The organism is Marinobacterium sedimentorum (genome assembly GCF_024267675.1).
GTDB lineage: Bacteria > Pseudomonadota > Gammaproteobacteria > Pseudomonadales > Balneatricaceae > Marinobacterium_A > Marinobacterium_A sedimentorum.
Map to the genome: position 1 here is coordinate 1 of NZ_JALDYX010000010.1, position 12,228 is coordinate 12,228.

A 12,228-nucleotide genomic window follows, 5' to 3' on the forward strand; every position below is an offset into this window, starting at 1 on the left:
CTGTCGGCATCGAGTTCACGCAGTGCGACTCTGGAATTGCGCGGGATGTCGCCGCTCATCTGCAACGCCAGGTAGCGCGTGGCGCAGACCCGCAGAAAAGACGTGAAGTTGCCCAGATCATGGCCGGCGTCAATAGACTCGTGGTACAGCCGGGTGATCATTTGCGGCACGTTCATGTCATCGCGCCGAGCCACTTCTTCCAGAATGCTCCAGAAACAATTTTCCAGCCGCACACTGGTGACCATGCCATCGATGCGCAGCGAGCGGGTGGAGCTGACCCAGAGCTGGGGATCAGCCTTGATAAATAGTTTGCACATGGTGACTCCTCAGGGATGGGCGCCGCTTAACGCAACACTCGGTTCAGCGTACACAGCGACCGCGAAGAAAAAAAGGCCGGGCGGGCTGGAGGTCCGCCCGGCAAGGGATGCCGCATTGGCGAAAAGCCAATGCGAGCCGGGTGATATGAAGGGCTTTCACAAAACTCGGCCTGACCTCAAAGAGCGGCACAGTTAGGAGCCTTTCCGCAGTAGATCAGTGTTAAGTCCGACAGCCTCCTAGACCGGGCGATCCGGGGCCGCGCTATTGCAGCAGCGTCATGAACTGGGCCAGCCAGGCCGGATGCGCCGGCCAGGCGGGCGCCGTCACCAGATTGCCGTCGGTCACGGCGGCATCGATGGCGATATCGGCGTATTCGCCGCCGGCCTGTTCAACTTCGGGGCGACAAGCCGGGTAGGCCGAGCAGGCGCGGCCCTTGATGACGCCGGCGGCGCTGAGCAGCTGTACACCGTGGCACACGGCGGCAACAGGCTTATTGGTACTGAAGAAATGCTGCACCATGGCCAGTACCGCAGGGTTCAGACGCAGGTATTCCGGTGCCCGGCCGCCAGGAATCACCAGCGCATCGTAGTCCTTTACATCAATGGCATCGAAAGTCGCATTGAGGGTGAAGTTGTGACCGCGCTTTTCGGTGTAGGTCTGGTCGCCCTCGAAGTCATGAATCGCCGTGGCGATAGTGTCGCCGGCTTTTTTACCCGGGCAGACGGCATCCACCTGGTGGCCGACCGCCAGCAACGTCTGGAAGGGCACCATGGTTTCGTAGTCTTCGGTGAAATCGCCGGTGATCATGAGAATTTTTTTATTGTTCATGGCTGTGATCCTGCAAACTGTTTAATGGAAACCCTGTTTTAGCAGTGCTGCGGTTGCAGGTGGTATTAGCTGAGTACTACAGAGTTCATGGCAACGGCGTGGCGGGCAAAAAACAGTGGTGTTCAGATTGTGCACAGCAGGGGCGTCTGTGGCTCTATTTATGGCGCTGACTTATGGAAAAAAGGGCGCCGAATCTCTGCTCACCTTTTGCAGGGCGTCGCCTTCGGCCCAGGGTACTGCGTTTCTATCAGCTCTATTACTCGGTACACACCATTGCTGACCACTGCGGGTATCGCCTGCGGTCAAGGTGGAAAGGGCCAGGCCGATGATGTTTTTTTGATCGCAAACGCATTGGTTGAACTGCCCGGTTGTGGCGCTGTTTGTTGTAGAGAGTGCGCCGAATTTTTGCTCAATTTTTGCAGAATTTTACTCCAGGCCCCAGTGTTGCTGGGCGAAATTTGATCGCAAACGCATTGGTTGAATTGCCCAGTTGTGGCATAATATGCGCCGAATTTCTGCTCACCTTTTGCAGGGCGTCGCCTTCGGGCCGCGGTACTGCGTTTCTATCAGCTCTATTACTCGGTATACACCATTGCTGACAACTGCGAATATCACCATGCAGTTTGGCGCCAAGCCGCTGTTTGAAAATGTCTCCGTCAAGTTTGGCGACGGCAACCGCTACGGCCTGATCGGCGCCAACGGCTGTGGCAAGTCCACCTTCATGAAAATCCTCGGTGGCGACCTGGATCCCTCCGGCGGCAACGTCTCCAAGGATGCCAACGAGCGCGTCGGCAAGCTGCGTCAGGATCAGTTCGCCTACGAAGAGTTCAGCGTGGTGGATACCGTGATCATGGGTCACGACGATCTGTGGAAGATCAAGGCGGCACGTGATGCGATCTATGCCAAGCCCGAAATGACCGAGGAAGACGGCATCATGGCCGGCCACCTGGAGGCTGATTTTGCCGAGATGGATGGCTATACGGCTGAGTCCCGCGCCGGCGAGCTGTTGCTGGGCGTCGGCATTCCGGTGGAGCAGCATTTCGGTCCCATGAGCGCAATTGCGCCGGGCTGGAAACTGCGCGTGCTGCTGGCCCAGGTGCTGTTTTCAGACCCGGACATCATGCTGCTCGACGAGCCGACCAACAACCTGGATATCAATACGATCCGCTGGCTGGAAACGGTGCTCAACGAGCGCAACTGCACCATGATCATCATTTCCCATGACCGTCACTTCCTGAACAGCGTCTGCACCCATATGGCCGACCTGGATTACGGCGAGCTGCGTCTGTACCCCGGCACCTACGACGAGTACATGACCGCCGCAACGCAGTTGCGTGAGCGTCAGTACTCCGACAATGCCAAGAAAAAGGCGCAGATTGCGGATCTCAAGGCGTTCGTCAGCCGCTTCTCGGCCAATGCGTCCAAATCCAAGCAGGCAACATCCCGTGCCAAGCAGATCGACAAAATCACGCTGGACGAGATCAAGCCTTCGAGCCGCCAGAGTCCCTACATCATTTTTGATCAGGACAAGAAGCTGCACCGTACCGCGCTGGAAGTTGAAGGTCTGGCAAAGCGCTTTGACGAAGAGCTGTTTTCCGGCCTGAACCTGCGTGTCGGCGTGGGTGAGCGCATCGCCATCATAGGCCCCAACGGTATCGGTAAATCCACCCTGCTGAAATGTCTGATGGGTGAGCTTGAGCCCAGCGCCGGCAAGATCAAGTGGTCTGAGAACAGCCAGCTGGGTTATTACGCTCAGGATCACGCGTCCGACTTCGAGAAGAAAGTCACGCTCATGGACTGGATGGCGCAGTGGGGCCAGAAAGGCGACGACGAACAGTCGATTCGCAGCATTCTGGGGCGTCTGCTGTTTTCCCAGAACGACATTAACAAGACGGTGAAAGTCATCTCCGGTGGTGAGCAGGGTCGCATGCTGTTCGGCAAGCTGATGTTGCAGCGCCCCAATATCATGCTGCTGGATGAGCCGACCAACCACCTGGACATGGAGTCCATCGAGTCGCTCAACCTGGCGCTGGAAAACTACCCCGGCACCCTGCTGTTTGTCAGCCATGACCGTGAGTTCGTGTCCTCGCTGGCCACCCGTATCATCGAACTGACGCCCACCGGCATCGTCGATTTTCACGGCAGCTACGAAGATTACCTGCGCAGCCAGGGCATCTGATAAACGTCGCTTGACCCACAGGGCTCGGACATTCCGCAGGGATGCCGGGCCCTGTTTCGTTGTGGCTCTGGTATTCTTGGCCGGACGCCGGGAACGACGGCGGACCGGGGTGGTCATCTGATGAGTGCCTGATAAGTGCCCGGGCGGATGCGGGGCACGCGAGAATTCAAGACGAGTGTGGCTGTGCCGCGGGTCATCAGGCCCGGGGCCAGCTCCCTTACAACCTGGAGGTAGCCTTATGACGTTCAACACACTGACACCCGAAGAGCAGCGCGTTATCCAGGACAAGGGCACGGAGCGTCCCTTTACTGGCAAGTTCAACGAGCACTTCGAGAATGGCCTCTATCTATGCAAGCAGTGTGATGCGCCGCTGTATCGTTCGGAACACAAGTTCCCATCCCACTGTGGCTGGCCGAGCTTTGATGACGAGATCGAGGGTGCCGTGGCACGCCATGTCGATGCCGACGGGCGCCGCACCGAAATCGTCTGCGCCCACTGCGGTGGTCACCTGGGGCACGTGTTCGAAGGCGAGATGCAGACCGCGAAAAACATTCGTCACTGCGTCAATTCCATCTCCATGAATTTTGTCAGCGCAGAAGAGCTGGCGCATGAAAGCGGCAGCGAGCTGAACAAGGCCTACTTTGCCGGCGGCTGCTTCTGGGGAGTAGAGCACCTGCTGCAGCAGGTGCCGGGCGTTGAATCCGTGGTGTCGGGCTATATGGGCGGGGCCTCGGAAAATCCCACCTACACCCAGGTCTGCAGCAAGACCACAGGTCACCTGGAAGTGGTTGAGGTCAGCTATGATGCCGGCAAAGTGAGCTACGAAACCCTGGCCAAGCTGTTCTTCGAGATCCACGACCCGACCCAGTTGGACGGGCAGGGGCCTGATCTGGGCTCGCAATACGCCTCCGCGGTCTTTGTTGCCGATGATCAGGAGCGCGAAACCATTGAGGGCCTGATCGATATCCTCAAGGACAAAGGCCATGAGGTCGTCACCCGGGTGCTGCCCATGGCGCCTTTCTGGCGCGCCGAGGAATACCACCAGGACTACTACGCCAAGACCGGAAAGGCGCCTTACTGCCACCGTTACGAAAAGAAATTCTGAGGTTCCGGCGCCTTTGATACGGGGGCCCGACTACGCCGGAGCTCTGGTCGGGCAGGCTTGCGCCGCGGTGAAAAGAGGCTGGGGGCGGGGCATTAAAGTGTGGGTTTTGAAATAAGCAGTTGACGCCGCTGTGTGGTCATGTACAATTCAGCCTTACCTGAAAGTACGACCTATATTTATGCACACATTTTCGATGTCCTGTTTTAGAACTTCGTCCTGTTTTTCATAAGTAAGCGCCACTTTTAGTCCAACGACCTTTTTTTATAAAGGTCATTAAATTACTCTTGAATTATCAGGAAATATTATTATGTCTACTACTACCGGCACCGTAAAATGGTTCAACGAAGCTAAAGGTTTTGGTTTCATCGAACAGGAATCTGGTCCTGACGTTTTCGCTCACTTCCGTGCGATCACTGGTTCTGGCTTCAAGACTCTGGTCGAAGGCCAGAAAGTTGAGTTCACAGTTACTCAGGGCCAGAAGGGTCCTCAGGCTGAGAACATCGTAATTCTGTAAATCACAGAATCACGACTGGCATCGTAGCGATATGATGTCACCCTCGACTCTCTGAGTTGAGCGATAAAAAAAGGCGAAACCTTCGGGGTTCGCCTTTTTTTGTGGGCGCAGGAAAATATTTGGTAATTGCTAACTGCTATCAGCACCGCTCACCCGGTTCGGCTGCGTACCAATCACTATTTACGAATTACAAATCACGACTTGTCATTGATAAATAGTGATTGGTCATTCGTCATTGGTAAGGCGATCACAAATCGCGACTAACGACCTGTCCCTCCATCGTTCGCGGGCCCGGTGCCGGTAACTGTGTAACCATTGGTCGCTCTATCTCCTCCTGTGGGAGCCCGCTCCGCGGGCGAATAACGCCAGAATTCCGCCCGGTTCGCCCGGAGACTGGACTCCTACGCTTTCACCGCACCATCTTCACCTGACGGCGGCATCGGTGTCACAGTCTGAGCCCGCACAGCAAAAAGCCCGCCGAGGCGGGCTTCTGTTCAGGCGTGTGCTCTTAAACGTCAGCTGCTCATCTTGAGTTCGATCTGCCTGCGTTCCTGTTCTTCGTCCGCCAGGGTCTTCTTCGGCAGTATCAGGTTGAGCACTATGGCGACAAAGGCTGCTACCACTATGGGCGATCCGCCCACGACCAGTTTCAGCATTTGGGGAAACTGCTCTATGGCGTCCGGTACCGCGTAGATGCCCATGCTCAGGGCCAGCGCCAGGCTGACGATGGTCACATTGCGCGACGACATCTCTTCCTTGGTGATCAGCTTGATGCCGGTCATGGTGATCATGCCGAACACAATGATGGTGGCACCGCCCAGCACCGGGAAGGGGATGGTGGTAATCAGGGCGCCAAACTTGGGAATAAAACCCGCCACCAGCATAAAGCCTGCCGCCAGTGCCAGTACGAAGCGGCTGATGACCTTGGTCATGGCAACGATGCCGACATTCTGACTGTAGGAGGCGGTGGGCAGCGCGCCGAAAAATGAACCTAGCAAGGTGCAGGCACCATTGCCGAGCAGGCCGCCGGACAGTTCCCGATCAGACAGTTCGCGATTCATGGCGCCCACAGTGGTGGCAGACAGATCGCCGATGGTCTGTACCGAGTTGATTACGCAGATGATGACCATGGAGATAATGGCCGCGGTATGAAACTCCAGCTCGAACTGCATGGGGCTCGGTGCCGTGAACCAGGGCGCGGCGGCGATGGGGCTGAAATCCACCAGGCCGCAGAACACAGACAGCACATAACCCACCGCGATGCCGCAGATAATGGAGGCCAGTTGCAGGAAGCCGCGGGCGAAGTGGGAGACACCCAGCACCACCAGCAGGGTAATGATGGCGATGCCCCAGTTCAGCAGCGAGCCGCGGCTGCTGCTGGCCACGCCGCCGGCCATATAGTTGATGGCGATGTCATACAGCGACAGGCCGATCACCAATACCACTGTGCCGGCCACCACCGGTGTGAACAGACCGCGAATGTGCCGGATAAAGAGCGCAACCAGCATCATGGCAAGGCCGCCTGCGACCTGGGCGCCAAGAATGCCGCTGATGCCGTACTGGGCGCCAATGGCAGTAAGAGTCGGCACATAGGCAAAGCCCACACCGAAGATGGCGGGCAGACGGGCGCCCATTCTGCCGATGCAATACAGCTGCAACAGGGTGGAGATGCCGGAGGCGATCAGGGCAATCTGAATCAGTGCCATTTTTTCGTCCAGGGATGCATTTACCGCACCCACGACGATAATGGGCACGGTAACGGTACCCATCATCATGGCCAGAATATGCTGTAGCGAAAGCGGCAGGGCCTTGAGCAGCGGTGGCCGGCCGTAGAAGTCGAACAGGGAAGTACTGCGGTTGCGCGTAGTCATGGCAAGAGCCCCATGAAGGTCATCGTGATCGAGAGTTAGTACGCCGGCGCGGCTTTAGCTGTTGCGCTGCGTGGTCGCTGCAAGTCGCGAGTGTCCACGGGGTCTGGGCGTCTGCTGACGTCTGTGCTGAGCTCTTTCATGCTGTTCCTCTGGAGTCAGGCACGGCCTTGGCCGTGCCATTTTTATTGTTTGCGTCCCCGCATCTTCGGGGCGCTTTGTCATGCCGCAGGTACGGGCAGGGTAGCCTGAGCCTGCGGCGTCCAAATGCCTCAGGGGCGTATTGTATACATTTTTGCTGTCTGAATTCCAAATTAAAAATTATGTTTTTGTAATTATATTTGTTTGTTATTGGGTACATTCATGTTTTTTGTGATCACCCTGGAGATTTGTCCCGGGGGCAGAGGCCCGTGCTACCGCGATTCTGACGCTCAGCGCAGGCTCTGGTAAACTGGCGGGCCTGTTGCGCCCGGGGTCGGGTGCGTGGATCAACCGCTGCTGCGAACTGACGATGACATACCCGAAACTCTGTATTGGCCTGAGTAATCCCAAGAGCCCCACCAACGTGGGGGCCGTCATGCGTGCGGCGGGCTGTTTCGGGGTGGATGCGGTCTTCTATACCGGCGAGCGCTATCCGCGGGCCCGAAAATTCAGTACCGATACCAAGCAGGCGAGCCGGAGCATTCCACTCAGCGGTGTGGACTCACTGCTGGATGCGGTGCCAGAGGGTGCGGCCATAGTGTGCGTGGAGTTGGTGGAGGGGGCGCAGCCACTGAATGCATTTCAGCACCCCGAAAATGCCTTTTACATTTTTGGGCCTGAAGACGGCACTCTGAGCCAGGCGCTGGTAAACCGCGCCCAGGCGGTGGTCTATATCCCCACGGTGGGTTGCCTGAACCTGGCGGCGACGGTCAATGTTGTGCTCTACGACCGGCTGGCAAAATCACGTGATTGTATCGCCGGCGATGAGCTGATACGTCGCAGTCGTGACAAGAACAATAGGGTGAAGGTAAGGGGCGGGCCCTTGTAAATAAAGAGATTGCATCTGGCCGGTGTAAATAAAGAGGTTATGACGCGGCCTCTTTATTCAGTCGGGTTACAGCAGAAGGTCAGGCATTCAGTTTATTGAACCTGACGGATCAGGAGCCAAAAATATTCTTGGATTCCTTTTTCGATTGCTTGGCTGCCTTTTTCTCCTTGGGAGACATGGCAGGTTTCTTTTTCGATTCCTTGGAACTGCTTCTTTCTTTGGTCATGTCGTGTGCTCCGGCGATCGATGGTTTTCAGGACAATGCGTTATGCATGTCCTGAGTGCTGTCAGGGTGCTGAAAAGTGACAGCTTCCGACACCTTGGCATTGGGTACACTGCAGATTCTGACTTCTGGAGAGAATGTGGGGCCGCTATTGGCAATAGATCAGGCCAGCGCCTGCGGTGAAGTCTAAGTACACCTTACCACGCCAGCATCACAAGACGGCGGATATAAAATCACCCTCTGGGCGGCCTGTACGTGCAGGCCTCTGAGCGGGCTGGCGCCGGGCCGTGCAACGGGCGACATCAAGGCCCGCAATGCAGTAAAATGCCGCCTTTACTATAACCAGGTAACTCCGAAGCCGCTGCTCCACCGTTGCGACCACAGCACCTCGCCTTGCAGCCGCCGGTTTTTCCGTGCCCGGGCCTGCAGCCGAGGCTGATGCCCAGCGGATTCGCTAGCGCGGCTTTTCTGCCGTTCGGGAAATGCACATGATTCGCCTGACCAATATCAAGCTGCCGCTGGATCACGACGACGCTGCGCTCAGAAGCGCCATTCTGGCCACGCTGGAAATCAGCCCGGAGCAGCTGCTGAACTTTGAGGTTCATCGGCGTGGCTATGATGCCCGCAAGAAAACCAGCATCGTGCTGATCTACACCCTGGATGTGCAGACAAGCCTGGATGCGGCCCTGCTGGAAAAGTTCGCCGGCCATCAGCTGATCAAGGCCACGCCGGACATGGCGTACCAATATGTTGCCGAGGCACCGGCGGCGCTTGCCGAGCGCCCGGTGGTGATTGGCTTTGGCCCCTGCGGCCTGCTGGCTGGCCTGGTACTGGCGCAGATGGGCTACAGGCCCATTATTCTTGAACGCGGCAAGGAAGTACGCGAGCGTACCAAGGATACCTTTGGCTTCTGGCGCAAGAAGGTGCTGAACACCGAGTCCAACGTGCAGTTTGGCGAGGGCGGCGCCGGCACCTTTTCCGACGGCAAGCTCTACAGCCAGATCAAGGACCCGAAACACTACGGGCGCAAGGTGCTGAGCGAGTTCGTTGCCGCCGGTGCGCCGGACGAAATCATGTATGTCAGCAAGCCCCATATAGGCACTTTCCGGCTGGTGTCCATGGTGGAGAAAATGCGCGCCAGCATAATCGAACTCGGCGGCGAAATTCGCTTCAGCGCCCGGGTCGATGACCTGCATATCGAGGATGGCCAGGTGACGGGCCTTACCCTGGCCGACGGCGAGCAGATCAAGTCCCGCCATATAGGCCTGGCGGTGGGGCACAGCGCCCGTGATACCTTCCAGATGCTGTATGACAAAAATGTCTATATGGAAGCCAAGCCGTTCTCGGTGGGATTCCGTATCGAGCACCAGCAGTCGCTGATCGACGAAGCCCGTTTTGGCGACAACGCCGGCAACGAAATCCTCGGCGCCGCCGACTACAAGCTGGTGCATCACTGCAAGAATGGTCGTTCCGTTTACAGTTTCTGCATGTGCCCGGGTGGCACAGTAGTGGCGGCGACCTCGGAAGAAAACCGCGTGGTGACCAACGGCATGAGCCAGTATTCGCGCAACGAGCGCAATGCCAACAGTGCCGTGGTGGTGGGCATAGATCCGTCCGATTACCCCGGTCATCCGCTGGCCGGCATAGACTTCCAGCGCCAGCTCGAAAGCCTGGCCTATGAGCTGGGCGGCGCCAACTACGACGCGCCGGCGCAGAAGGTAGGCGACTTCCTCAAGGGCGTTTCGTCGGAGCGGCTCGGCACAGTGGAGCCCTCGTTCAAGCCCGGTATCAAGCTGACGGACCTGTCCAGCGCACTGCCGGACTACTGTATCGAGGCCATCCGCGAGGCGATCCCGGCGTTCAACCGCAAGATCCGCGGCTTTGCACTGGAAGATGCCATTCTCACCGGCGTTGAAACCCGCACCTCGTCGCCCATCAACATCAAGCGCGGTGATGATCTGCAGAGCCTCAACACCCGCGGGCTTTATCCCGCGGGCGAGGGCGCAGGCTATGCCGGCGGCATCATGTCGGCGGCGATTGATGGCATTCGCATCGCCGAAGCCATGGCGCTCAGCATCAACGAAAGTCGTTAGCAGCCTGTCGGACTTGATCGATCGTCGCGAGGGGAAGGCCGTTTTGAGACATTTTTTTGGCCCTTTTGCGGCGAATAGTGGTTCTATTTAACAAAGAAGGGCATGAAAAATGACCACAATCGGCTTTTCCGCAGTAGATCAGTATTAAGTCCGGGAGGCTGCTAGGATGCAATCCAGGGTTGCGCGGCTCGACCGCTTTATCAGCGTGCAGACCGGCATCAACCGCAAGCATGTGCGGCTGATGCTGGCGCGCGGCAGGGTGCTTGTTGATGGCGTGCAGGCTAAGGATATACAGCAGCCCATTGGCGAGTTCAGCCGCGTGCTGCTCGACGGCCAGGTGCTGCAGGCCAATACCCCGCGCTATGTCATGCTGCACAAGCCCGTAGGGGTAGTGAGCGCCACCCGGGATGATGAGCACCGCACCGTGATCGACCTGCTGCAGGCCGACTACCGCCACGGCCTGCATATCGCCGGGCGCCTGGACCTGAATTCCTCCGGCCTGCTGCTGCTGACCAACGATGGCCGCTGGTCCCGCGGCCTCAGCGCGCCGGATTCCGGGGTCAGCAAAAGGTACCGGGTTACCCTGGCCAACCCCATAGACGAGGAATACATCCAGGCCTTCGCCGATGGCATCTATTTCGATTACGAAGGCATCTGCACCCGGCCCGCGGGCCTGCGGATACTCGGCGAACGGCTGGCTGAAGTCACCCTGACCGAAGGTCGATACCATCAGATCAAGCGCATGTTTGGCCGCTTTCGCAATCCGGTGCTGGAATTGCACCGCTGCGCCATCGGCAATCTGACACTGGATGCGGATCTTTTACCGGGGCAAAGCCGTGAACTGACGGCATGGGAAGTCGCGTGCATCGGGGCGTCCATCGGGGACTAGCGCTCGAAGATATTTTTGCCGCAAGAGAATTTGGCGGCATACCCCTCATTTTTGTTTTTCTGGAGACCCCTGTGGTGACCTTAACAACCTTTTTCCGCGAGCTGGGCCGCGAGATTTACAGCGTATCGACCACGCTGTTCAGACTCATGATACCGGTGATTCTGGTGGTCAAGCTGCTGGAGGAACTGGGCGGTGTTGAGCTGCTGGCCGCCGTGCTGGGGCCGCTCATGGGCATGATAGGCCTGCCCGACAGCATGGGGCTAGTGTGGGCGGCGACCCTGTCGGCCAACATCTATGCCGGCATGCTGGTGTTTTTTACCCAGTCGCAGCAGGAAGCGTTAAGTGTTGCCCAGGTCACGGTGCTGGCGGGCCTGCTGCTGACGGCCCACGGCCTGCCGATTGAAGCACGCATTGCCCAGAAAGCCGGCGTGCGCCTGGGCGCCACCCTGCTGGTGCGTATCGGTGGCGGCCTGTTGTTTGCCGCACTGCTGAACCTGATTTACACCCAGGGTGGCTGGCTGCAGAACCCCAACGAACTCTACTGGCAGCCGGACCCTGTGGATAACAGCCTGGGTGGCTGGGCGCTGGCGCAGGTCAAGAGTCTGCTGATGATTCAGCTGGTCATCATCCTGCTGCTCAGCGGCCTGAAGGTACTGCGTCTGCTGGGTATCGAGCGGCTGATGACCTGGCTGCTGCAACCGCTGTTGCGCCTGCTGGGTATCGGTCGCGAAGCCACCTCCATTACCATTATCGGCGTCACTCTGGGGCTGTCTTTTGGCGGCGCGCTGCTGATCCGCGAAGCTCAGGCCGGCCATGTGTCCAGGCGGGATGTGTTTGCCTCCATGGCGTTTCTGGGGCTCTGTCACAGCCTTATCGAGGACAGCCTGCTGGTGATGCTGCTGGGTGCGCACCTGTCCGGCGTGCTCTGGCTGCGCCTGGCGTTCTCGCTCATCACCATTGCCCTGATGACCCGCTGGATGGACAGGCGCAGTACGGCTTTTCATCAGCGCTACCTGGTGCATCCACCCGGTTAATGCCCTGGCTGTTGAAATCCTGGGCGCTGGTCCTCAGGCCTTAGGTGAAAAGAGGGCGCGTCAGTATTGGCCTGGTTTAGGCTTCCTGTTTTCGCACTCTAAGCCGCGCAGTGATATAAACGGCTCTTAGCAGCCGCCAGCGCAACT

At 58.0% G+C, this 12,228-nt stretch carries 10 protein-coding genes; 7 read left to right on the plus strand and 3 right to left on the minus strand.

Going from position 1 to position 12,228, the window contains the following annotated elements; genetic code table 11:
• Positions 1-317: ribbon-helix-helix domain-containing protein (locus tag MRS74_RS10665; protein WP_254580273.1), on the minus strand; the 317-nt coding region annotated here is incomplete at its 3' end.
• A gap of 262 nt (positions 318-579) precedes the next feature.
• Complete coding sequence (locus tag MRS74_RS10670) at positions 580-1,146, minus strand: DJ-1/PfpI family protein (protein WP_254580274.1); 567 nt, start codon at positions 1,144-1,146, stop codon at positions 580-582.
• A gap of 592 nt (positions 1,147-1,738) precedes the next feature.
• On the opposite strand from MRS74_RS10670, the gene MRS74_RS10675 reads away from it, so the two are divergent.
• The 3 genes from MRS74_RS10675 to MRS74_RS10685 all read left to right on the plus strand — a co-directional run bounded on the left by MRS74_RS10675 (position 1,739) and on the right by MRS74_RS10685 (position 4,944).
• Positions 1,739-3,325 carry an ABC-F family ATPase gene (locus MRS74_RS10675; protein ID WP_254580275.1) on the plus strand — a complete coding sequence of 529 codons (1,587 nt, stop codon included), beginning with the start codon at positions 1,739-1,741 and terminating at the stop codon, positions 3,323-3,325.
• 238 nt (positions 3,326-3,563) lie between these two features.
• Entirely contained in the window at positions 3,564-4,430 is an 867-nt protein-coding gene (locus MRS74_RS10680) for a bifunctional methionine sulfoxide reductase B/A protein (RefSeq protein ID WP_254580276.1), read from the plus strand.
• Between the two features lie 307 nt (positions 4,431-4,737).
• Positions 4,738-4,944: a cold-shock protein gene (locus tag MRS74_RS10685; RefSeq protein ID WP_020683157.1), complete on the plus strand. Its 207-nt coding sequence runs from the start codon at positions 4,738-4,740 to the stop codon at positions 4,942-4,944.
• 515 nt (positions 4,945-5,459) lie between these two features.
• Here the strand turns inward: MRS74_RS10685 and MRS74_RS10690 are convergent.
• Entirely contained in the window at positions 5,460-6,815 is a 1,356-nt protein-coding gene (locus MRS74_RS10690; protein ID WP_254580277.1) for a uracil-xanthine permease family protein, read from the minus strand.
• A gap of 508 nt (positions 6,816-7,323) precedes the next feature.
• Between MRS74_RS10690 and MRS74_RS10695 the strand changes: the two genes are divergently transcribed.
• The 4 genes from MRS74_RS10695 to MRS74_RS10710 all read left to right on the plus strand — a co-directional run bounded on the left by MRS74_RS10695 (position 7,324) and on the right by MRS74_RS10710 (position 12,081).
• Positions 7,324-7,842 (plus strand): RNA methyltransferase, encoded by a 519-nt coding sequence (locus MRS74_RS10695; protein ID WP_254580278.1) that lies wholly within the window; start codon positions 7,324-7,326, stop codon positions 7,840-7,842.
• Between the two features lie 711 nt (positions 7,843-8,553).
• A complete protein-coding gene (locus MRS74_RS10700) occupies positions 8,554-10,158 on the plus strand; it encodes an NAD(P)/FAD-dependent oxidoreductase (protein ID WP_254580279.1) in 1,605 nt (534 codons plus the stop codon).
• Between the two features lie 166 nt (positions 10,159-10,324).
• Complete coding sequence (locus MRS74_RS10705; protein WP_254580280.1) at positions 10,325-11,047, plus strand: pseudouridine synthase; 723 nt, start codon at positions 10,325-10,327, stop codon at positions 11,045-11,047.
• 71 nt (positions 11,048-11,118) lie between these two features.
• Entirely contained in the window at positions 11,119-12,081 is a 963-nt protein-coding gene (locus tag MRS74_RS10710; protein WP_254580281.1) for a hypothetical protein, read from the plus strand.
• Positions 12,082-12,228 lie beyond the last annotated feature (147 nt).